We start from the raw sequence: 22107 nt of genomic DNA, 5'->3' as shown, positions 1-22107 counted from the left end.
GTTTATGAAGAATGCATTACTAACCGTTTTACTTGCACTGATTTTTTCTGCCACTAATCTTACTTACGCTGCGGAACCAATTTTACCTGTACATAACGACCCCACAGAAGTTACCGTGAAAGAAAAACACAGTTCGTTTAAAAGCTTTCGCAAAGCAACAGAAAAGAAGATTGGCCGTAAGCTGGGTTTGTTTGAACGCATTGGTTTATGGTACTACACAAAAATTACACCCGAACCGGAGTTTGATTCCAAGAAAGCCAATAACCAAGCAATAACCGGTTTTATACTTGGTTTGTGCAGCATAGTTATCCTGCCTCTTTTATCGATTCCAGGCTTTTTCATTTCAAATGCTGCACTCAACAAAGAAAAACTGGCACCGGGTACATTAGACAGTACCAACAAAACACTTGCAAAAGTTGGGTTGATACTAAGCATCGTTGGCTTTGTGTACCTGCTTGTATTGCTACTTTACATTATCATTATCATTGCAGCATACGGAGCAGGAATTTAATGGTTGGCTTTTTCTTCCCAAACCTGAACCAACTCTACCAGCATCGTTGCACTTTGTTCCATATCGTTTACTGCAATCCATTCGTGTTTGCTGTGAATGGCCTGCATACCCGTAAACAAATTTGGACAAGGCAAGCCCATGTAACTTAACCTGCTTCCATCGGTACCGCCACGAATAGGCTCTTTTACAACAGTGAGGCCGCAACGTTTGTATGCTTCAACAGCGTTTGCTACAATTTGCGGGTGCTGATCAAGAATCAGCTTCATGTTACGGTATTGTTCTTTTACAATAAACTCCATGCTGCATGCCGGATATTTCTGTACTATTTTTTCTGCGATGGCTTTTAAACGCTCTTCGTGTTGCTGCAGACGCTCCGTTGTAAAATCACGAACAATAAACTCAATCGTAGCTTTTTCGGCTATGCCGTTAACAGCAACGGGATGAACAAAGCCTTCCCGCTTTTCAGTTGTTTCGGGGCTCCACTCATGCTTTGGTAATGCTTCAATAATTTCTGCAGCAATCTTCAAGGCATTTACCAAAATACCCTTTGCATAACCTGGATGCGCTATTACACCATGTACAACAATCTTTACCCCATCAGCACTAAATGTTTCATCTTCCAACGTACCAAGCTCGCCTCCATCTAACGTATAAGCAACATCGGCACCTAATTTTTTCAAGTCTGCTTTATCTGTGCCTCTTCCCACTTCTTCATCTGGCGTAAACAATAGCTTAATTGTACCGTGTTTTATTTCGGGATGTTGCTGGAGGTAATTTGCCAAACTCATAATAATGGCAACACCTGCTTTATCGTCTGCACCCAGTAAAGTAGTACCGCTGGCAGTAATAATATCGCCACCAATATGTTGTTGCAGGTAAGGATATTTTGCAGTGCTGATGATCTGTGTAGCATCATCGGGTAATACAATATCATTTCCATTATAATTGCGGTGCAGGATAGGTTTTACATGAGCGCCACTGCAATCCGGCGCAGTATCTACGTGGCTGCAAAAACAAATAACCGGTACTTTTTTGTCAGTATTGGAAGGAATTGTTGCATACACATAACCATACACATCCATTTGTGCATCCGTAATACCCATTGCCAGCAGTTCGTTTACCAGCATTGCCGATAACTCCTTCTGCTTTTCGGTGCTGGGTGTTGTTGTACTTTCCGGATCGCTCTGTGTATCTATCCGTACATAACGCATCAACCGTTCTGCTGTTCCAAACTTGTATTCTGCTGCCATACGCTTATTTTTGAACATGTAAAATAACAGCGTTTCATCGCTCAACCCAAAACTGTTCTATGGATTCCACTGCTGCAATCAAAAAAGGCTGGCTGAGAGTTGTACTCTTTCTTATTTTCTTTATCCTTCTTTCTTTTTTTGGAAGCTCACTTGCAGGCATTGTTTTGCTGATGTTGGGTTTACCCAATGCTGATACAGCATTATTCTATGGCGGCACGGTACTAATTTTTCTTGCAGCCTTTTTAAGTGTGTGGATCTTTAGAAAAGCTATTGACCGTGATACATTTGCTAGTCTTGGTTTTCGCTGGAAGGGCTATACCAGCGAGCGCAGCACAGGTATGTTAACAGGCATTGTAACCATTACCATTCTTGCGACTGTTTTATGGGCCATGCAGTTGCTGCAATGGTTTACTGCCAACATTAACTGGATTGAAATTATACAAATATCACTCATCTTAATCCTAGTAAGTTTTTCTGAAGAACTGGTGTTTCGTGGTTATATACTCAACAACCTTTTACAATCGATGCCCAAAATTCCTGCACTACTTGTGTCGGCAATTTTGTTTGCAGGTTTTCACGCATTAAACCCGGGCATGTCGCTCATTGCTTTTCTGAATATTTTTATCGCCGGTGTGTTGATGGGCAGCAATTATATTTTTACCCGTAACCTGTGGTTCTCCATTTGCTTTCATTTCAGCTGGAACTTTTTTCAGGGGCCGGTACTGGGGTTTGAAATAAGCGGTCTTGATTTACCTGTAATGCTCGAGCAAAACCTGCGTGGCTCAACATTACTTACAGGCGGTGCATTCGGGCTGGAAGCCTCCTGGCTTGCCACATTTGTGTTAAGTATTACAACGCTTATTCTCTTGTTCCTGTTTCAGCGTAAGTACAGCATTGTTGAATAATTGTACTCGCAGGGCTTGCGAATGCTGAACAGTTTTTCTACTTTGCTGTTTCACTAAAACCAACAACATGAAGAAGATTCTTATCGGCGGCCTCGTTGGCGGCTTGTTACTGTTTGCATGGCAAACAATTTCTTTTGCAATTGCTAATCTTCATGATAAAGGGCAGGCGTATACACCTAAACAAGACACAATTCTCCAGTTCTTAAACAATTCCGGTTTAGAAGAAGGCACTTATTTTATGCCTCGTCTTCAAAACGAAGGCTCATCGGAAGAAATGGAAAAGTTTATGAAAGAAGTGGATGGTAAACCATGGGCACAGATAAGCTACTACAAAGCCTGGAATCTGAACATGGGAATGAACATGGTGCGGGGACTTCTTGCAAACATGATCATCATAATCGGTCTCTGTTGGATCTTTGCAAAAATGACGAATAGCAGCTTCAGTACCTACATCATCGCAAGCCTCATCGTTGGTATTATTGCTTTTACAAACGGACCCTATACCGGTCATATCTGGTATCCCAAGCACGATATTGCTGCATACTTCATGGACGCCATTGTTTCATGGGGATTGGTTGGCCTGTGGCTGGGATGGTGGATGAACAGAAAATAAGTTTCCGGTTTGTTGTTATAAAACAAAAACGGTTCGCAAAAATGCGAACCGTTTTTTATGTTGCGTATCGAACTTTTTGTACAAGAATAGAACTCTACTGCCGCCAATCTTGCTTCCGTGGCTTGTAACGAAAAACTACAAACCATAACCTTCAATCGCTTAAGGAACAATGATCAATCCTTTCGAATCAATTTCTACCATTTCAATATCAAACACCAGTTCTTTACCTGCGAGCATGTGATTGGCATCGAGTACAACCACTTCTTCTTTTACCTCAACAATTGTTACCGGAAACTGCTGACCGGCACTATTGTTCATCATCAACTGCATACCAATTTCCGGAGTCATATCATCAGGAAAATTTGCACGGGGGAAATCAATCACCATCTGGTCGTTGCGTTCGCCATACGCTTCGTGTGGCGGAATATTGATTGTTTTTTTATCACCTATTGACATACCTACCACAGCATCATCAAAACCTTTAATCATCATACCGGCTCCCACTTCAAACTCAAGCGGCTCACGACCCGCACTTGAATCAAACTGCTCACCTGTTGTTAACTTACCGGTGTAATGCACACGTACGGTATCACCTTTTTTTGCCTGTTGCATAATTTGTAATTTGAAGCAAAATTACCCGCAAATGCCAACCCTGCCAATAATTTTTTTTACCACGGTATTTGTGCAATTTTGACAAACAAAACCCAATAACACATGCGACTCGTCCTGTTTTTAAGCTTTGTTCTTTTAACACTTTCGGCCAACACGCAAATAAAACACAAACGTGCAGGTTATAACCGTGGCACCGTTAATGGCGAAAGGGTTAAAACCGGTGCAGAAAATATGGCGCAATATATTCCGCTGATGCAGGGCAAAACCGTTGCTGTGTTTGCAAACCAAACCTCTGTTATCGGAAAAACACATCTGGTGGATACGCTTCGGAAAATGGGCGTTAACATCAAAGTAATTTTTGCACCCGAACATGGATTTCGTGGTACTGCCGATGCCGGCGAAAAAGTGGGCAACTATACCGACAGCAAAACAGGCATTCCGGTTATTTCGCTGTATGGCAGCAAACGCAAACCTTCAAAAGAAGACTTGGCCGGTATTGATGTGATGTTGTTTGATATACAGGATGTGGGTGTGCGTTTTTACACGTTTATTTCTTCGCTTGAATATTACCTGGAAGCCGCAATGGAGTTTGGTAAATACCTTATTATCCTCGACAGACCTAATCCGAATGGACATTATGTTGACGGGCCTGTTTTAGAAACACCGTACAAATCGTTTGTAGGCATGCAACCTGTTCCTATTGTTTATGGAATGACGATTGGTGAATATGCACAAATGATATATGAAGAAGAGTGGATTGATGCACGTTATTATGAAATTGCCGGCAAGCATGGGAAATTTGAAATGACGGTTGTTCCCTGTAACAACTACACGCACGCAACAAAATATGAACTGCCTGTAAAGCCATCGCCAAACTTACCCAACATACAATCGATCTGGCTTTATCCATCAACCTGTTTTTTTGAAGGAACTGTGTTGAGCGAAGGAAGAGGTACCAACAAACAATTCCAGATTTTTGGCCATCCCTCTTTACCCAAAACATTAACAGCTTTTACGCCTGTAAGTATGGAAGGTGCCAAAACACCGAAGTTGCAGGATAAACTTTGTTACGGCTGGGATGTAAGCGGCACCAAAGAAGAAGTGTTGAAAAAAGTGAACAACCGCATTCAGTTAAAATGGCTGCTGGATGCGTACAAACTTTTTCCGGAGAAGGATGCTTTCTTTTTACCGGCTACCAGTGGCAAGCCTACTGATTTTTTCTTTAATAAACTGGCAGGCAACAGTACGCTTATGCAACAACTTAAAGACGGAAAAACAGAAGACGAAATACGCAGAAGCTGGGAGCCTGCATTAAAGAAATTTAAAACGCTGAGAAAAAAATACCTTCTGTATAAAGATTTCGAATAGAGCTCCTAATCGTTTAGCCTATTCTTCTCCGCTGCTTTTCTTTTTTACAGCCTCAGGCAAATCTTATTACCTTCGGTGCAGAATTCTTTATTTAAAAGATATGATTACAGTACTTCACCCCTGGCACGGTGCCCACTTTGGCCCGAAAGCACCTGAAACAGTAAATGCGTTAATTGAAATTTCGCAAGGCAGCCGCAGTAAATATGAAATTGATAAAGACACTGGTTTGCTTAAACTCGACCGTGTTATTTTCTCTTCATTCATCTATCCCGTTAACTACGGTTTTATTCCGCAAACGTTGGGACATGATGGTGATCCGCTGGATATTTTAGTCATCTGCTCACAAGCGATACAACCATTGTGTTTGGTGGAAGCGAACGTAATCGGCAATATGCAAATGATTGACCAGGGCGAGCATGATGATAAGATTATTGCAGTTGCAAGTAACGATCCTACTGTTAAGCACATCAAAGATATTGATGAATTGCCCGAGCATTTTTTCCACGAGCTGAAGCATTACTTTGAAGAGTACAAAGTATTGGAGAATAAAGTAGTGGAGATCGATAACTTCCAAAGCAAGGCAGAAGCGTTTACAATTATCAATGAAGCAATCGATTTATATAAAGACAAGTTTAGAGATAAATTGTAAGCGCAGCAATAAAAAAGGTGATCGATAACGATCACCTTTTTTATTTAAAGTCTTTTAATTGTTCGTAGCCGATGGCTTCGCTCTCCTGTTCGGCGATGAATAATTCCTGCGCCATCAATATGATCGATGCGCACTTTACCTGCAGCATGCACAATTTCATGATCGTTCAGTAACAGCCCAACATGAATAATCTTTCCATCTTCATTATCAAAAAAAGCAAGATCGCCGCAACGGGCTTCCTGTAAAAAGCCAATATCTTCACCCACCATTGCCTGGTTGGCCGCATCACGTGGTAGTTTCTTTCCAAAAAACCGCATCAGGTTTTGTGTAAATCCGCTGCAGTCTACACCAAAAACCGAACGTCCTCCCCACAGGTAAGATGTGTTTAAAAACGAAAACGCAACCTGCAGCAAACTTTCCTCATCAAACACATAAGCACCTTCCATTACCAGCTTGCTGCTGCTTTTAATCCACTGGTCGTTCCAAACCGTTTCACCGTTTTGTAAGCCCGGTACCGCACTTCCAAAAGGTACATGCATCGGCACATCGTTTACAAGCATCACACCACTCCATGTATTCACAAGCGGCACCTGGTCCAGTAAGGCAATCCCTTCTTCTACTTCTACCAGTTGATTGCGCATGCAATAACCGGTATAACCATCGTACAAACAAAGCAACTCCACCCAATCGCCATGATTGGCCAGCAACTCAACAGCCTCACCAAACAACAACTGCGAGGTCATTTCTGCTTCATGACGGGGTTCCTTACGGAGAGGTGCAACCGGAACAATACATAATGCATTATTCATACAGAAAAAACATTTTTATGAATATATGGAATTTCCATTGCCTGTGCATCTCAGGTGTAAAATAACTAACTTGCCCAACGAACCCTGTTTGTGAATTCATCTTACTCCACCATACCCGATCAGGATCTGCTCAAACGCTTTTACAATGACGGCGATAATAAATGGCTGGGCATTTTGTTCCAACGTTATACTCTGTTGCTGTTTGGTGTTTGTATGAAATACCTGAAAAATGAGGAGGAGGCCAAAGATGCCGTACAACAGGTTTTTGAAAAAGCTCTGAAAGAGCTGGGCAAATACAAAGTGGATTATGTGAAGAGCTGGCTGTATATGGTAGCCAAAAACTATTGCCTGATGCAGCTGCGGGATAAAGGCAAGCTTCCGAAAGAATTAAGTGAGCAAATGCTTGCAACACCTGCGGAAGAGCCCAACAAAACAGAGCTGCTGCAGAAAGATGAACTGCTTGAAAAATTAACCGCAGCAGTAACCGAACTGATACCGGAACAACGCATCTGTATAGAACTGTTTTACCTGCAAAAGAAAAGCTATACCGAAATTGCTGATGTTACAGGATATTCCCTGATGCAGGTGAAAAGTTATATTCAGAATGGAAAGCGTAACTTGAAAATGATTTTGCTGAAACAACAAAAACATGAGCGATAACCTGCTCGACATATTGCAACAGCGTGACGACCTCACTGAACAGGAATTACTCAATTACCTGCAGGGAAATCTTACACCCGAAGAACGCCGTGCAGTTGAAGAAAAACTGGCCGATAGTGAAATGATGAGTGATGCTGAAGAAGGCTTACGTATGGCCGATGCTGCCAAAACAACCTTTGCTGTTAACGATATTAACCGCAAACTTGCGCAGCAGCTGCAACAACAACGTCGCAAACGCAAACACAAACCAATCCCTAATCTTTCGCTGGTGATCATCTCTACATTTCTGGTTTTGGTATTGATAGTGTTGGCTTACCTGGTGATTCATAAGATGAGGAATGGACAGTAAGACTATGATGCCATTCTTTTAAATTCTCACGTTTCTGACACATGTATCACTAAGGGAAAAAACGAATAGCTATACATTCTTTTCTCCATTTTTATAAGCATATTGCGCAGCCCTATAACTCTTTACAAGAATAACAGAATTCTCGTCAAAAAATGAGGTCAAAAAAAATGCTGCTGCTATGTTCAGAAAAAACAAGCTCCGACATCATTTTTAAACCGAATCGGCTATTTCTTAATTTTACTAAAACTTAGTTCTTTGGAGCAATTTACGAATGCGCTGCACTTATCCTGCTATAATTCACACCTATACTCAATTCTTCTCACCTGTTTATAATTATGATTTAAACGGTTTCAATTTCACGTAAATAATATTGAAAAGATTATATCATGTTTGCATTGCAATATAAAAGAGCAACATATTTTTACCACTAATTCAAAGTATCAATCAACAATAAGCCTTTTACACCTGTATGCGCCTGTTACTTTTAATCATTTTCCTTTGTTTTTTCACAACTGGTTTTTCAGAAATTTTACATGTAAAAAGTGAATACTCGGCTGAAGGATTAAACAATGGCACTTCATGGAAACATGCATTCTATAACCTGCAAGTTGCTATTGATTCTTCAAAAGCTGGAGACACGATAAAAGTTGGGGCAGGCGTCTATTACATCACACAATTTTACAAAGACAGTATAACACTATTGGGAGGATATTCCTTTTTGAAAGGAGATACTACAGATGCAAAAAGAAATTGGGCAGCAAATCATACGATACTTAGTGGCAGAAGAGAAGGTATTTACACAGATTATTTGATGACGGTAAATGACTTCATCGGCATGACTTTAATAGATGGCTTTTTGTTTAACTCTTCCACTTATGCAGGAATAAGAATTGAAAACACAAAAAACTTTATTGTCAGGAATTCAGTTTTTGAAGACCATCGCAATACAGCCCTTCAAATTACTAACAGCATTGTTTCATTTATCAATTGTGTTTTTACTAACAACGGAAGCGCTGTTTTAAACAGCCTCAATTCGAAATTAACAATTACCAATTCATTATTTACTTATAACGGTTTATACAATGTGCGTGTTATTAGTAATATAAACAGCGATCTTTCACTTATAAATTGTACACTTGTTGGTAATAGACAAACAGTCTTTTATGGAAATGGGACTGGCACTTCAAACATTCGAAATTGTATTTTCGCCGGCAACTTATCAATAAATAATTATACCGAAGACACAGACATAGAAACCAATGGTCATAATTTACTTATCAGCAACTGCATTACGCAAACATTCACTAACGCCTCTAGCGGAAGATTATTAACCGCATTTAATCCAAGATTCGTAAATATTGCTAACCCTGCCGGACCCGATAACCGATATTTTACTTCAGATGACGGACTACAACTATCCGTACCGTGTTCTCCAGCTTTAAACAGCGGAAGCAATTCATTTTTAGATACAATTACAACCGATATCCTCGGACAGTCAAGAGTATATAATAATGGTACAGTAGATATGGGAGCATATGAAAGACAAGCTATACCCGGAACTACATTCAAAACCGTTTATGTTAAAAGCAATGTCAATACAGGTACAAATGATGGCAGTTCTTGGCAAAATGCTTTTCCAACACTGCAAGAAGCTTTGCTTTATTGTGCCGACACAATTAAAATTGCGGAAGGGATTTATCAAACATCAAACTCAAACAGCGACAGTATCTTTTATATTGAAAATAAAAAGGTGCTTTTAGGCGGCTACCCATCATTTGGAAACCCGTCTGACAACGAAAGAAATCCATTTTTATATTTAAGTATTCTGCAAGGTAAATTTCCCGGCCTTAATCAAACAACCCGTTCTCCTGTTATCAAAATGTATTATACAGACAGCACTACAATTATTGATGGAATTTCGTTTAATAATGGAGAAAACGATCCAACACGAGGAACCAATCCTGATGCATTGCTTATTAATTACCGTTCGAACCCTATAATACAAAACTGCAATTTCGTTATCGCTCCATCAAAAGGCATCACCAGAACAGGCGTAACCGTAAGAGGAGAAAGCTCTCCTTCATTTTTTAACAACAGATTTAGTGCCTACAATTCTTACAGGGGTGGCACAGCTCTTTCATGTTACGAATCGACACTTACAATAAGAAACTGTACTTTTTTGGGAGATACAGCCGGTATTAGAACAACTATAAATCAAACCCCTGTAATTTCTATTAGCTTAACAAATAGTCAGCTAATAATGGATAGTACGCAATTTTGGAAAATTCCTTATAGCGGCAGCGGCAATTTTATCGTCAGCAATAATAGTTTATTAGACATAAATACATGCATATTCAGAGATGTTCAGACTAATTCTGATATACTGATTAAAAACAACAGTAAAACAACAGGTGTAATTAGTAATTGTATATTTAAAAATTACAATGTATTCTCGAGCAAAGCTTTAATTTACAATGACAACAGCAGTATTATATTTAACCGTTGCTTATTCGATAGTTCAGGACTGATGATCGAAAACATAAACAGATCAGCTCCTACTTTTAATAATTGTGTTAGTATAAATGGGCAGTTCATGAAAAACACGAAAAGTTTTCCTGCCATTAACAACTCAACTATTGTCAACACATTTATCAGCTCTATTGCAGGATCACAACAAAGATCAGAGAAAGAATTAATAACCAGTAACGACAGCACAACAGTAAGAGCAAACAACACCATTTTCTGGACATTCAAGCAAACTCTTGGCAAACAGGAAATATTAAATGAAACTTTACAAGGCACGTCAGAAGCTATTTTAACAAACTGTATTACGAGAACATATGGCACTAACGGTATTAATGGCAATATCGTTGGAGAGAACCCCAGGTTTGTACAGCTCACAGATCCGGATGGCCCGGATAATATAATGTTTACAGCAGACGATGGCATCAGGCTGGCCAACTGCTCCCCTGCTATAAATAGCGGAACTTCCGATGCAGGTACAATCTTATCCAGAGATATTCTAAACCAACCACGAATTTTCGGCAACAGCATTGACATTGGAGCATACGAATTTCAAGGTCAGGTGAATTTAAATAATAGCTTTTTTGTAAACGCAACTGCTACCGGAGATAACACAGGTGTAAACTGGATAAATTCGTACAACACCTTACAAGCTGCGGTATGTAATGTTTGTGCCGATACTATTCGTGTTGCCGCAGGAACATACTATCCTGCTACCACAACACGTGACAGTTCATTTTATATTGACAGACCAATTACAATGCTTGGCGGCTACCCTTCGTTCGGTAACCCAGCTGAAGATTTAAGAGATGCTAATTTGAATACTACTATCATTGATGGCAATATTGGAAGTCAGAATGATTCAACCGACAATTCAAGAACATTGCTGGTAATAGTTGGAACAAAGGATAGTGTGGTTATTGATGGATTTACTTTTAAAAATGGATTTAACAGCAATGGCGGCATTTTTTTTGGAACTGGCAGCAGTGCGGGTATTTATACTTATAACAACCACACTATTATACGAAATTGCAACTTTTTAAATAATACCGGAAGACTTGGTGGCGCAATTGCAGTAGAGGACTATACTACCTGTAAAATAACAGGTTCCCTCTTTTTCAATAACAACGCTTCAAACTATGGCGGGGCCATTCATTTTTCGGGCGACTCACTGATTGTTTCAAACGCTGTATTTGAGAAAAACAACAGTTTTGGAGAGGGTGGCGCCATTAAATTAACTTCCGGCATTTTCAATATCAGTAATTCGGTATTCTATCAAAATTTTACAATTGGCACAAATCTACTTGGGGCTGGCGGTGCTGTATGGGCTGCGTCTAATCTAAGCTTCGGCTCAATCAATAATTGTACTTTTCGTGAAAACAAAACCCAAAACACCCTGGCTTACGGAGGCGGTTTGTATACAAATCAAATTTTGAAAACGGTTGTTAAGAATTGTATTTTCAGCGGAAATAGTACAGGCAGCCCTGGCCAAGGCTCCTACCCCGATATGGATTGGAATGGAAATTACAACACTGTATCGCAAACTATTTTACAAAAGCCTCGACTGTATACTTCCCCTTTAAAAATATTATACGCTTCAGAAATATTTATCGATTCACTTAATCCTAAAGGGATTGATCAAAAATGGATGACAGCTGACGACGGCCTCATTCCAAATTACAATTCGGCTGCAATTAATTTTGGGAATAATACCCCGGTAGAGAATTTACCTTGGGATCTGGCTTTCGCACAGAGAATAATTAATGACACGGTAGATGCAGGAGCCTATGAATATCAAAATATGCCAGTTGCCAATGCGGGTAGAGACACCTCCATTTGTATTGGGACATTTGCACAAATTGGAAAACCCGGAAATCCAAAGCATACCTACAAATGGTCATCTGATCCAATAGGATTTACCTCATCTGAAATCACCCCTAAGGTAAACCCATCAGTTGCTACAACCTATTTTCTGGAAGTAAGTAATGGAATTCAAACAACAAAAGATACCATAATTGTTACACCGCAATCTACACTTACTTCATCCGTTGCCATTACAGCCTCGGCAACCTCAATTTGCCAGGGAAGCAATATTGTCTTCACAGCAGCAAATGTGCATGGCGGCGACACTCCATCGTATCAATGGCAAATAAATTACCTTAATACGGGAACCAACCAATCAACATTCAGCAGCAATACGCTCAACAATGGAGACTCTGTGCGTGTAATAATGACGAGCAGCTCCACTTGTTCTTCACCTGTTGCTACAAGCAATACAATTAAGATAAATGTAACGCCTTTAATTACCCCTGCAATTTCCATCAAGATCGAACCATCCCCTATTTGCACGGGAGATACACTAACTATTGTGGCAACTCCTGTAAACAGTGGATCTAACCCATTTTATACACTTATCATCGGCGGTGTTGTTTATCAAAGTGGCACATCTACTACATTCAGAGTTCCGACAAGCCATTTTACCTCCGGAAGTCAATTTTGGGTAAGAATGATCAATAATGAACGCTGTGTAAGTGATCCCACTGCTTATAGTAATTTGATTACGGTAAATACCAATACTTCTGTAACTCCTTCAATACAGATTTCCGGCAACACTACGATCTTGGCCGGGCAATCTTCGTTAATATCTGCCACATCAGTAAATGGCGGCATACAACCCTCATATCAATGGCAGGAAAGTTATAGCACAGGCAATTGGCAAAATATTGCAAACGCAACAGCACCTACGATAAATTATGCTCCAATCAGCGCAGGCTACAAATTACGATGTATCCTTACCAGTAATGAATTCTGCGCACGACCACAATCGGTAATAAGTAATACATTATTGTTTACTGTTAACACCGCAACCGGCTTAAACAACAATCTACGTAATGTCTTTGTAAAATTATATCCTAACCCGGCTACCAATTTCATCATTATTGATTCACTGAATTTAGCCGACAAATGGGAAACATGTATAATTACAGGAATAAACTCAAGACAATATTTAAAAACAATTTCGGTACGCAATGCCACAAAAATTACAATAGCAACAGAGCAACTCATCTCCGGTTTGTATTTCATTACACTTCAAAACAAGGAAGGCAAAAAAATACATTTGAAATTTGTGAAACTTCAGTTCTAATTACATAAACTGTTTTTTGTCTACTCTGCGAGCTATTGAGTATTCTCTTTTTGCAATGTTTCGATTTACGAATCGAATTTGGCATGTTTATCTGCAAAAACTCATAATCCAACTTGCATGTTGCGGATATTCCTGCAACATCTCTTCCTTCTCCGCCATTTCAAAATCAGCAAAATCAAAACCAGGTGCAACGGTACAGCCAACCAAGCTAAAACTATTTTCAGCAACAGGCTTTGATGCAAACCAGCAACCGGCTTTTACTGCCTGTTGAAAAGAGTAACCATTTTGCAAATCATTTCCCAGCTTCAGCACATCGCCCTCGCCATTTGGAGGGATAACATAAATATGCAAACCGCCGCCATCATAAAAATGCCAGAGCTCATCACTTTTAATCCGGTGAAAAGCAGAGAAATCGTTGCCGCCCAGCAAAAAATAAATCGCAGTAGATGCATACCTGTCGCCGGCAAATGAGTTGGGTAATGCAGACGCTTTCAGTTGCAATTCACTTTCGTAAGTTCGTTTATAAAAACCACCTTCGGGGTGTGGCTCCAACTGCAATAGCCGAACGTATTCTTCAGCACTGAATTTTACACTTGTATCCATTGATAATTGTTATTACTGTAATCGAACAATGCTCTTCTGTTGCCTTCTTTATTTAAAAACACCCAGTCCATTTTTTGTACAACCGTTTCAATAACACAAAAATTTTTCCAGGCAATTTCAATCAATTCCGGTTCCACTTCTGTTCTGTTAACATTGATGAGTTCGGGCGTGGCTAAAAGCGTACCAGCAGCTGATGAAGTGGTGTAACACAGGCGGCTTGCCAATCTCGAACGCTCCCATCCGTGGTTAGCAACTTCATCATCATAATGTACAACTGCAGTGGCCTGTAAACGCAACTGCACACGCAGCTCGGCATTGTAAAACAACCAACTCATACGAGGCTCCTGCTTCAGCTGCATAACCTTTGGTGAGCGGACGTCGGTATGAAAATAGAGTTTACGTACCTCAGCTTCTGCCCTGCGCAAAATAACTGTGCGCATCTGGGGCAATCCATCTTCTGCTGTAGCCACAACACCAGAATGAAACGGAGCTTTATGCGATTGTGCAGATTGCTCCAACAATTGCCAAATTTCTTTTTCAATTTTTTCTAAATCGTACGCTAAAAAAACAGCATTCATACAAACAAAGAAAGAAAAAAGGCTGCAATGTCTGCAGCCCTGTTGAATTAATTACCGGGATTTTGTTTGGCCTTATCATCATCGCCGTCGAATTTATCTTTTACCTTATCCCAAAGTCCCGAAGCTTTTTCTTTCAAATCACCGGCGATATCTTCTGCCTTATCTTTCAACGCATCGAATTTCACTTCAGCTTTATCTTTCAATTCATCAAACTTATCTTCGGCCTTATCCTTGAGCTCGTCCAGTTTATCTTCAGCTTTGTCTGCAAATTCCGAAGCCTTTGCTTTTAACTCCTGCAATTTATCTTCCGCTTTATCTTTCCAGCTTTCGCCCTGCTGTTGGGTATTGTTGTTTTCTTCCATAGTTGTAACATTTAAAATGATAAAAAATGAATCAGTAAGGTATAACAAATAGCGGGCCACCTGTATGATTTTTGTGTGAAGAAAACGGCCTGCTTTAACAAGCTGCCTTGCCTTATCTTGCAGCATGCTTTTCCTGCAATCGCTGCAACTCGTCCAGTTTAAAAATTACAGCCACCAAACCTTTCGGTTCGAAGGGCCTGTTACAGCTATTACAGGCGCTAACGGTATCGGTAAAACGAATGTGCTCGATGCCATCCACTATCTCTGTTTTACCAAAAGCTATTTTCAATCGGGCGATGGCATGAACGTACAGCATGGTATGCAGGGCTTCCGGATCGAAGGACAGTTTACACTTGCCGGCGAAGCATTACCGGTTAGTATTGTGCTTCGGGAAACCGGTAAAAAAGAAGTGAGCTGCAATGGATCCTTGTACGAAAAATTCTCGCATCACATCGGTCGTTTTCCCTGTGTAATGATTGCGCCGGATGATGTGGAGCTGATCATTGGCGGCAGCGAAATGCGCCGCTCGTTCCTGGACACGGTACTTTCGCAAATGGATGCGGTTTACCTGCAGCAACTCATTAGCTACAACAAAATATTGCAGCAACGGAACAGCTTTTTGAAATCCTGTGCCCAAACACAAACCCGGAACAATGCGTTGCTGGATGTATTGGATGAGCAGCTGATTGCTGCCGGTACTTATATCTTCACCAAGCGTAACGATTTTTTGCCCGGGTTTAACGAACAGGTACTGCAGTTCTACAGTTCTATTGCCGGCAAAGCCGAACCTGTTGCTGTTACTTACGAAAGTAAATTGCGTGAGACGTCGCTTGAAAATTTACTGCAACAGTGCCGGGAAAAAGATTACCAGTTGCAGCGAAGTACCACAGGTGTTCACCGGGATGATTTGTACTTTTCAATGAATGATGAACCCTTTAAACAAACGGCATCGCAGGGGCAACGGAAGAGCTTATTGTTTAGTTTGAAATTGGCCGAAGCTGAAGTTCTGAAGCAGCAGAAAGGTTTTGCTCCTTTGTTGCTGTTAGATGATGTGTTTGAAAAACTGGATCAGGAGCGAATGCACAATTTGCTCAACTATGTATGTTCGCAGTTTGGTGGACAGGTATTTTTAACCGACACCCACCCTGAACGCATGAAGAATGCTTTTGCCGATATGCAGATTCCGTTGCAATTAATAGAACTTGGATAATTTCAGATACCAGCATCCCAAATCATACATCCTAAACCCGACATCCTCCATCATTCTTCCTACCTTCGTACTATGGGTGAAATGAGTATACAACAGGCAATGGAACAGTTCCTCAACCAAAGCAAACTCAAACAACGGGTACGTGCTTTGGAAATCACCGACGTGTGGGAAGAACTGATGGGCAAAACCATTGCCAAGTACACCGATGAAATCAAACTCGTTAACCAGCAACTCATCATCAGCACCAGTGTTGCTCCGCTGAAACAGGAATTACTCTTCCAGAAAGAAAAAATCCGCAATCGTATTAACGAATTGTTCAATGAACATGCGGTGAAAGAAGTGATCATTAAGTAAGCAATATTTTACCAAACAACGAGGCCTAGGTCGGCCCACGTCTTAGTGTGGTCAGACCGATACAACTATTTTCAATAATCTTCCACAGCCCTGAGAACTCTCATCCCAATTGCTAACGTTCATCATCCTTTTTGAGCTGATAATGAAGAAACTTTGAAACTGTCAATCAGATTTCAAACAGCTAAAATATTTTGCCATGAGCTATACTACTGTTGCCCATTGCGGCACCGATCACCAGGAATGGTTAAAAGCAATTGACTTTTACGATAACGAACTGGATATACTGGAAGAACGTTTGGCAGAAGTTGCAAAGAAAAACAACGGCGAAGAAGCAATGAAGGGCGTAGAGCATTTCCAGAACCAATTTATTATACAACGCAATACCATCGACGAACTACGGCATTACATTCACGAACATGAAGGTAAAGTAACAAGAGACGTGCTGTTACATGCGGGACATATTGAAACGCAGCAGGTAGTTGGCCACGATGCGCTGAAAGAAGAATTTAATGGTTTCGAAAAAGTAATCAACGAATTAAGAGATGAGTTCAAGCTCTATCTCAGCAAATGGATGTAGATCCTTAAAATAACTGGCTGTGCATTCGGTCAGCTGTTAATCTTTAAAAAACGAGCCGCCTTTCCAGGCGGCTCTTGGTTTTATGTACTGTTTTCGTTTACATCTTACCTGCATCAACATCTTTGATGAATGTGATGACGCCATTCATAAACACCTGCTGATCGTCCCACATCGCTAAATGACTTCCGTTGGGGCAATAGAGATAGCGACCTTTCTGCACCAGCTTACTCTGCTCTTCCATCGCTGCAGGATCCATGGTATCGTGCTTGGCACCAACCATCAGCGTTGGTATTTTTATTTCCTTTAATCTTGCTTTAATATCCCATTGTGCTAAACGGCCACCTACACCAAATTCACTCGGCCCCTGCATCATCGTATAAATTTCTCCATTCACATGTTTCATTGCCCGGTTAAAACCGTCGGGCCATTCTTCGAGTCTGCACAAATGTTGTTTGTAAAAATTCGGCAACAGCAATTCCATATACCGGGGGTTACTGAAATCGCCTTTGGCTTCAATAGCCCGTACTTCAGCCAATACAGCCGAGTCCATTTGTTTGGCCAATACTTCCTGTGCATAACGGCCATACTCAGGTGCACTGGCCATCATATTGGCAACAATCAACGCTTTCATGTTGTGTTGATATTTCAACGCATACTCCATGCCCAGTATGCCGCCCCACGAATTACCGAGGATATAAAAATTTGTACTGTCTGCCCCAATGGCTTTGCGTACCTGCTCTACTTCTTCAACAAAACGTTCTGTCGTCCACAAACTACTGTCTTTGGGTTGATCGCTGTAGTACGAACCCAGCTGATCATACTCATAAAATTCAAACCCTTCTTGCGGAAAAAAACTTTCGAAACATTCCATGTATTCATGCGTCATTGCCGGACCTCCGTGCAGTAACAACACTTTAATACGTGGATTATTGCCAAAGCGTTTGGTCCATACTTTAAACGTACCAACAGGTGTTTGAATAGGAATCATTTTAATTCCTGCAGATCGTACACCACTGTCGCCGTAATTAAAATACTCTGCAACAGTTGGCGCTGTTGGTTTTTCCTTGCAGGAAAACAGGAAGAAACCTGAAAGCAGCAGAAGAAGAATCAATCGCATATAGATTTGGTTTAGTTGTTTTAATCATCCGTCAGACGAGGGCGATAGACGGTGTGTAATTCGAACTTCGTATTTCGTAACAGCTTCAGCTTACCCGCACTCTCGGATCCACAATACCATACAACAAATCGGCAAGAATGTTTATGAGCACAAAAATAAATGCGCTCAACAGTACGCTGCCCATTACTACCGGGTAATCGAGTTTCTCCAACGCATCAACCGTTACCTTGCCAATACCCTTCCAGCCAAAAATATATTCTACAAAAAAAGCGCCGGCCAGCAGCTCAGCAAACCATCCGGTAACAGCTGTAATAACCGGGTTGAGTGCATTGCGTAATGCGTGTTTCCAGATAACTGCACGGCTACTCAATCCTTTTGAATAAGCGGTACGCACATAATCCTGGTTCAACACATCAAGCATAGAACTACGTGTAAGCTGTGTAATAATCGCCAACGGACGAATACCCAACGTAAGCGCAGGCAACAATAGATTTTGAAGTGTGTAATAATGCTCCCCTGTTTGCACATCAATATCAAACCAGCTTCCGGTCATATTTAACCCGGTGTATTTGCTCAACACAAATCCGAAAAAATAGGCTATAAGGATACCCATAAAAAACGATGGTGCAGAAATACCGATAATGCTGCTGAACACAGCAGATGTATCCATCCAGGTATCTTTTTTAACAGCCGCAACAACACCTAAAAAAATACCAAGCACAGTTGCCAGCAACATCGCAGCTACTGCTAACATAATCGTGCCCGGCAATGCTTCCAGCAACACTTCGCCAACTTGTTTTTTTGTTTGATAACTTCTGCGGAGGTAGGGCCACTTGAAGGCCAGTTTATGTTCGCCGCCAACAAACAACCCTTTCAGTTGCTTCTTTTCAATATCTGTTTGCGAATGAACAGCAATAGGCGATACATCGTTTACATATAACAGAAACTGTTTCCACTTTGGCTGATCGAGGTATAATTCTTTTTTGATATTGTTGATGGTGGCACTGTCGCCGGTTTGTCCCATCACCAATCGTGCAGGATCGCCAAAGCCCTGGAACATCCAGAACACAACCGTTACTACGCCCGTTAACACGAGCAATCCATAAAACAGTTTGCGGAGAAAATACGTTGCCACGTTTTAAAGATCGGTTATTTTGTTTTGGACACAAATAAAGATGCACAGTGCATATTCAGGTTGATGAACACCCTCTCCGCTGCTCAGCAAAAAAGAGAACAACCTTATTTTACTTTAGCAAAATCGGCCGCACTCCATTTTGCTTCTACAACAGCTCCTTTCATTTTGTACAAGGTTGGAATTGCACGGGCTGCAGTTTTAATTGCCGTAACATCACAAACGAGTAGTTGCATTTGGCTGAGGATAACATCTGCTGCCAAAAAATCTTTGGCTTCATCGGGTACACTTGTAATAACTATCAGCTTATTCTTTTTTGCAAGATTGCTCATTTGCTTTACCCATGCATCAGAAGTTTTCAGTTGATTGAAATGTTGAATAAACAACAGATAATACGCTCCTTTTTGCTCAAGCACTTCGCTGCTGACATCCACGCCGTCGATATTCTTTAAATCAAAATCTTTGATCTTCGGTTCGTTGTTTTTTCCTTTTGCTACAAGGGTTTGTTTTCTGTCAATAAACTTCCATGTGCTGTCGGGTAAATTGGTCATGGCAAAAGCCTGCTGCTTGCCATCCTTCTCATAAATAAACTGGTATTCGTATTTGTCGGGTATTGCATCGGCAGGCAGCTTACGCAGCTCTACAATATTATTCCCTTTTTTAAACGGCAAACAATCCACAATGGGCAAATGCTTTAACGTGTACCATTGTAAACCAAAAGCAAATACAACCGCTGCAGCAATCTTCAATACATTCAACCATGCTGTTTTAAACAAGGACTTTACTTTACTGCTATTAAAGAAAATAAACGCAATCAATACAAGTAAGAGCAAGTCTTTTAAAAATGATTGTACCGGTGTTAACGGTAAACAATCGCCGAAGCAACCGCAGGAAGCAAACTTGGGCATACCATCCGGATTTTTCGCCAGCCATGCATAACCCGTAAGAAACGTAAAAAAAATAATGAGCAATAACAGTAACCAGCTGAACAAACGCATACGCCAGCCAATAATCACTGCAACACCTGCAATAATTTCAAAGGCGTTCATCAGCACAGACAATGCAAGCGTATAATCATGAAAACCCGTAAGGTTCCATGCTTCAAAAAACTCCTGCATTTTATAGCTGAGCCCTAACGGATCGTTGGCTTTTACCAAACCGGAAAAAATAAACAATAACCCAACAAACCAACGGGCAACTGTAAGCGATTTATTCATGTGGTGAATTGTGAGTGGTCAATGGTGAATGTTGAGTAATGAATACCTACTTCTACTTCTACTTCTACCTCATCCTTTATGCTGTCCTTCATCAATCAATATTAATGCAAACACAGCATAGTTGATGATATCGTAATAGTTGGCATCGATCCCTTCGCTGATGAGTGTTTTACCATCGTTCAGCAAAATCTGACGGATACGCTGCAGCTTGGCCAGAATCAGATCAACAAAACTTTCCTGACTCATTTCACGCCATGCTTCACCGTAATCGTGGTTTTTATCCAGCATCAATGCTTTGGCATTCGTTACTATTTGTTCGTACTGGTTCATCACTTGCTCAACCGACAATTCCTCTCCTTCACTTGCAGGTAATTCCAATTGTATCAACCCCATGATACCATAATTCAAAATGCCTTTGAATTCTGATGCAATGGTGTCGCCAATTTTCTGTTGTTGTTTTTCCTGGATGGTGCGGATGCGCTTGGCTTTAATGTAGATCTGGTCAACAATAGAAATAGTACGGTATACACGCCAGGAAGTGCCATAGTCGATCGTCTTCTTTTTAAACACATCCATACATTCCTGCACGGCCTTGCTGTATTGCTCAATTGTATTCATGAAAGGTTGAAAATTGTTTCGTTAATTCGTACTTCTATCAAAGTTCTCAAAAATAAGATGTACACGCTCAACTGCAAAGGAAGATTATTGACCATTGATGAACCGCTTGTAATGGGTATCCTCAACGCTACACCCGACTCGTTTTATAGCGGTAGCCGTGTGCAGCAAACAGACGAAGTGTTGCAAAAAGCAGCAGCGATGATTGCCGATGGCGCTGCCATCCTCGATATTGGCGGACAAAGTACACGCCCGGGGAGCGTACGTATTTCAGCCGAAGAGGAAACGACACGGGTAGTTCCTGCTATTAAAGCCATTAAAGAACAGTTCCCTGCTGTATTTATTTCGATTGATACGTACTATGCAGCCGTAGCCAAAGAAGCGGTGATGGCAGGAGCCGATATTGTGAATGACATCAGTGCCGGCGAACTGGATGCAACTATGCTTGCAACGGTTGCCGGCTTGCGGGTTCCGTTTATTGCCATGCACATGCAGGGCAATCCGGATACCATGCAGCAAAATCCGCATTACGAAAACATTGCAAAAGAAGTAGTGGATTATTTTATTGCGAAAACTGCACAATGCAAAGGAGCCGGTATTGTGGATGTTATTCTCGATCCCGGTTTTGGCTTTGGTAAAACCATTGCCCATAATTTTCAGTTGCTGAAACAAATGGAAGCAATGCAAATATTCCGGCTACCTATACTCGCAGGTCTCAGCCGAAAATCAACGATCTGGCGAACGCTGAACATTACTGCCGATGAAGCACTTAACGGTACCACTGTTTTGAATACGATTGCCTTAACAAAAGGCGCAACTATTTTACGTGTGCACGATGTAAAAGAAGCGGTAGAAACGGCAAAGCTGTTTGCTGCATACAAAAAAGCTTGATGCATGAAGGACTAAAAGAAAAGCCGCAAACAGTTTGTTTGCGGCTTTTCTATATCG

At 41.0% G+C, this 22107-nt stretch carries 22 protein-coding genes; 12 read left to right on the top strand and 10 right to left on the bottom strand.

Annotated elements, in window-relative coordinates; translation table 11 throughout:
- The first annotated feature begins 4 nt into the window (after positions 1-4).
- Complete coding sequence (locus tag IQ13_RS15495; protein ID WP_144887417.1) at positions 5-511, top strand: hypothetical protein; 507 nt, start codon at positions 5-7, stop codon at positions 509-511.
- On the opposite strand, the gene pepT is transcribed toward IQ13_RS15495, so the two are convergent.
- Positions 508-1761: a peptidase T gene (gene pepT / locus IQ13_RS15490; protein WP_144887415.1), complete on the bottom strand. Its 1254-nt coding sequence runs from the start codon at positions 1759-1761 to the stop codon at positions 508-510. The genes IQ13_RS15495 and pepT overlap by 4 nt on opposite strands.
- 59 nt (positions 1762-1820) lie before the next feature.
- Between pepT and IQ13_RS15485 the strand changes: the two genes are divergently transcribed.
- Positions 1821-2666: a CPBP family intramembrane glutamic endopeptidase gene (locus IQ13_RS15485; RefSeq protein WP_144887413.1), complete on the top strand. Its 846-nt coding sequence runs from the start codon at positions 1821-1823 to the stop codon at positions 2664-2666.
- Positions 2667-2733: 67 nt separating this feature from the next.
- The gene (locus tag IQ13_RS15480) at positions 2734-3279 is read left to right on the top strand and encodes a hypothetical protein (protein ID WP_144887411.1); all 546 of its coding nucleotides are present in this window, start codon (positions 2734-2736) and stop codon (positions 3277-3279) included.
- 159 nt (positions 3280-3438) lie between these two features.
- On the opposite strand, the gene IQ13_RS15475 is transcribed toward IQ13_RS15480, so the two are convergent.
- The gene (locus IQ13_RS15475) at positions 3439-3891 is read right to left on the bottom strand and encodes an FKBP-type peptidyl-prolyl cis-trans isomerase (RefSeq protein ID WP_144887409.1); all 453 of its coding nucleotides are present in this window, start codon (positions 3889-3891) and stop codon (positions 3439-3441) included.
- A 102-nt stretch (positions 3892-3993) separates the two neighbouring features.
- Between IQ13_RS15475 and IQ13_RS15470 the strand changes: the two genes are divergently transcribed.
- Entirely contained in the window at positions 3994-5259 is a 1266-nt protein-coding gene (locus IQ13_RS15470; RefSeq protein WP_144887407.1) for an exo-beta-N-acetylmuramidase NamZ family protein, read from the top strand.
- Positions 5260-5359: 100 nt separating this feature from the next.
- Entirely contained in the window at positions 5360-5908 is a 549-nt protein-coding gene (locus IQ13_RS15465) for an inorganic diphosphatase (RefSeq protein WP_144887405.1), read from the top strand.
- A 44-nt stretch (positions 5909-5952) separates the two neighbouring features.
- Here IQ13_RS15465 and IQ13_RS15460 read toward each other — a convergent pair whose 3' ends face one another.
- Positions 5953-6717, bottom strand: a complete 765-nt coding sequence (locus tag IQ13_RS15460; protein WP_144887403.1) for a C40 family peptidase — start codon at positions 6715-6717, stop codon at positions 5953-5955.
- A 90-nt stretch (positions 6718-6807) separates the two neighbouring features.
- On the opposite strand from IQ13_RS15460, the gene IQ13_RS15455 reads away from it, so the two are divergent.
- From IQ13_RS15455 to IQ13_RS15445, 3 genes are all read left to right on the top strand, one after another.
- Positions 6808-7377, top strand: a complete 570-nt coding sequence (locus tag IQ13_RS15455) for an RNA polymerase sigma factor (RefSeq protein ID WP_144887401.1) — start codon at positions 6808-6810, stop codon at positions 7375-7377.
- The gene (locus IQ13_RS15450; RefSeq protein ID WP_144887399.1) at positions 7367-7726 is read left to right on the top strand and encodes a hypothetical protein; all 360 of its coding nucleotides are present in this window, start codon (positions 7367-7369) and stop codon (positions 7724-7726) included. The genes IQ13_RS15455 and IQ13_RS15450 overlap by 11 nt, the downstream gene beginning before the upstream one ends.
- Positions 7727-8195: 469 nt before the next feature.
- Positions 8196-13394: a choice-of-anchor Q domain-containing protein gene (locus IQ13_RS15445; protein ID WP_144887397.1), complete on the top strand. Its 5199-nt coding sequence runs from the start codon at positions 8196-8198 to the stop codon at positions 13392-13394.
- Positions 13395-13481: 87 nt separating this feature from the next.
- On the opposite strand, the gene IQ13_RS15440 is transcribed toward IQ13_RS15445, so the two are convergent.
- Genes IQ13_RS15440 through IQ13_RS15430 form a run of 3 tightly spaced genes read right to left on the bottom strand, consistent with a single transcriptional unit; the run spans position 13482 to position 15063 of the window.
- Positions 13482-13997, bottom strand: a complete 516-nt coding sequence (locus IQ13_RS15440; RefSeq protein WP_144887395.1) for a cupin domain-containing protein — start codon at positions 13995-13997, stop codon at positions 13482-13484.
- Entirely contained in the window at positions 13982-14575 is a 594-nt protein-coding gene (locus IQ13_RS15435) for a pyridoxamine 5'-phosphate oxidase family protein (protein WP_144887393.1), read from the bottom strand. The genes IQ13_RS15440 and IQ13_RS15435 overlap by 16 nt, the downstream gene beginning before the upstream one ends.
- A gap of 47 nt (positions 14576-14622) precedes the next feature.
- Positions 14623-15063, bottom strand: coding sequence for a YtxH domain-containing protein (locus IQ13_RS15430; RefSeq protein ID WP_199758282.1), 441 nt, complete (start codon positions 15061-15063; stop codon positions 14623-14625).
- Between IQ13_RS15430 and recF the strand changes: the two genes are divergently transcribed.
- The 3 genes from recF (at position 15062) to IQ13_RS15415 (ending at position 17078) form a co-directional block, all read left to right on the top strand.
- Complete coding sequence (recF, locus tag IQ13_RS15425) at positions 15062-16147, top strand: DNA replication/repair protein RecF (RefSeq protein WP_144887391.1); 1086 nt, start codon at positions 15062-15064, stop codon at positions 16145-16147. The genes IQ13_RS15430 and recF overlap by 2 nt on opposite strands.
- An 81-nt stretch (positions 16148-16228) precedes the next feature.
- Positions 16229-16501, top strand: coding sequence for a DciA family protein (locus IQ13_RS15420; RefSeq protein ID WP_242009567.1), 273 nt, complete (start codon positions 16229-16231; stop codon positions 16499-16501).
- Between the two features lie 196 nt (positions 16502-16697).
- Entirely contained in the window at positions 16698-17078 is a 381-nt protein-coding gene (locus IQ13_RS15415; RefSeq protein ID WP_144887387.1) for a hypothetical protein, read from the top strand.
- A 97-nt stretch (positions 17079-17175) separates the two neighbouring features.
- On the opposite strand, the gene IQ13_RS15410 is transcribed toward IQ13_RS15415, so the two are convergent.
- The 4 genes from IQ13_RS15410 to IQ13_RS15395 form a co-directional block, all read right to left on the bottom strand.
- Positions 17176-18195: a proline iminopeptidase-family hydrolase gene (locus IQ13_RS15410; RefSeq protein ID WP_144887385.1), complete on the bottom strand. Its 1020-nt coding sequence runs from the start codon at positions 18193-18195 to the stop codon at positions 17176-17178.
- Positions 18196-18280: 85 nt separating this feature from the next.
- Entirely contained in the window at positions 18281-19330 is a 1050-nt protein-coding gene (locus tag IQ13_RS15405) for an ABC transporter permease (RefSeq protein ID WP_144887383.1), read from the bottom strand.
- Between the two features lie 104 nt (positions 19331-19434).
- A complete protein-coding gene (locus IQ13_RS15400; RefSeq protein WP_144887381.1) occupies positions 19435-20544 on the bottom strand; it encodes a BT_3928 family protein in 1110 nt (369 codons plus the stop codon).
- Between the two features lie 69 nt (positions 20545-20613).
- Positions 20614-21162 (bottom strand): DUF1599 domain-containing protein, encoded by a 549-nt coding sequence (locus IQ13_RS15395; RefSeq protein WP_144887379.1) that lies wholly within the window; start codon positions 21160-21162, stop codon positions 20614-20616.
- Between the two features lie 57 nt (positions 21163-21219).
- Between IQ13_RS15395 and folP the strand changes: the two genes are divergently transcribed.
- Complete coding sequence (folP, locus tag IQ13_RS15390) at positions 21220-22050, top strand: dihydropteroate synthase (protein ID WP_144887377.1); 831 nt, start codon at positions 21220-21222, stop codon at positions 22048-22050.
- The last annotated feature ends 57 nt before the right edge of the window (positions 22051-22107 follow it).

The organism is Lacibacter cauensis (assembly GCF_007830055.1).
GTDB lineage: Bacteria > Bacteroidota > Bacteroidia > Chitinophagales > Chitinophagaceae > Lacibacter > Lacibacter cauensis.
Note: the sequence above shows the minus strand (reverse complement) of the source record. Positions and strands in the feature narration are given on the sequence as shown.

Coding starts and splice junctions, on each gene's coding strand:
- IQ13_RS15415 (WP_144887387.1), top strand. CDS start 16,698: ATGAGCTATACTACTGTTGCCCATTGCGGCACCGATCACCAGGAATGG.
- IQ13_RS15410 (WP_144887385.1), bottom strand. CDS start 18,195: ATGCGATTGATTCTTCTTCTGCTGCTTTCAGGTTTCTTCCTGTTTTCC.
- IQ13_RS15495 (WP_144887417.1), top strand. CDS start 5: ATGAAGAATGCATTACTAACCGTTTTACTTGCACTGATTTTTTCTGCC.
- IQ13_RS15470 (WP_144887407.1), top strand. CDS start 3,994: ATGCGACTCGTCCTGTTTTTAAGCTTTGTTCTTTTAACACTTTCGGCC.
- IQ13_RS15480 (WP_144887411.1), top strand. CDS start 2,734: ATGAAGAAGATTCTTATCGGCGGCCTCGTTGGCGGCTTGTTACTGTTT.
- IQ13_RS15465 (WP_144887405.1), top strand. CDS start 5,360: ATGATTACAGTACTTCACCCCTGGCACGGTGCCCACTTTGGCCCGAAA.
- pepT (WP_144887415.1), bottom strand. CDS start 1,761: ATGGCAGCAGAATACAAGTTTGGAACAGCAGAACGGTTGATGCGTTAT.
- IQ13_RS15395 (WP_144887379.1), bottom strand. CDS start 21,162: ATGAATACAATTGAGCAATACAGCAAGGCCGTGCAGGAATGTATGGAT.
- IQ13_RS15460 (WP_144887403.1), bottom strand. CDS start 6,717: ATGAATAATGCATTATGTATTGTTCCGGTTGCACCTCTCCGTAAGGAA.
- recF (WP_144887391.1), top strand. CDS start 15,062: ATGCTTTTCCTGCAATCGCTGCAACTCGTCCAGTTTAAAAATTACAGC.
- IQ13_RS15485 (WP_144887413.1), top strand. CDS start 1,821: ATGGATTCCACTGCTGCAATCAAAAAAGGCTGGCTGAGAGTTGTACTC.
- IQ13_RS15450 (WP_144887399.1), top strand. CDS start 7,367: ATGAGCGATAACCTGCTCGACATATTGCAACAGCGTGACGACCTCACT.
- IQ13_RS15430 (WP_199758282.1), bottom strand. CDS start 15,063: ATGCTGCAAGATAAGGCAAGGCAGCTTGTTAAAGCAGGCCGTTTTCTT.
- IQ13_RS15445 (WP_144887397.1), top strand. CDS start 8,196: ATGCGCCTGTTACTTTTAATCATTTTCCTTTGTTTTTTCACAACTGGT.
- folP (WP_144887377.1), top strand. CDS start 21,220: ATGTACACGCTCAACTGCAAAGGAAGATTATTGACCATTGATGAACCG.
- IQ13_RS15440 (WP_144887395.1), bottom strand. CDS start 13,997: ATGGATACAAGTGTAAAATTCAGTGCTGAAGAATACGTTCGGCTATTG.
- IQ13_RS15475 (WP_144887409.1), bottom strand. CDS start 3,891: ATGCAACAGGCAAAAAAAGGTGATACCGTACGTGTGCATTACACCGGT.
- IQ13_RS15400 (WP_144887381.1), bottom strand. CDS start 20,544: ATGAATAAATCGCTTACAGTTGCCCGTTGGTTTGTTGGGTTATTGTTT.
- IQ13_RS15435 (WP_144887393.1), bottom strand. CDS start 14,575: ATGAATGCTGTTTTTTTAGCGTACGATTTAGAAAAAATTGAAAAAGAA.
- IQ13_RS15420 (WP_242009567.1), top strand. CDS start 16,229: ATGAGTATACAACAGGCAATGGAACAGTTCCTCAACCAAAGCAAACTC.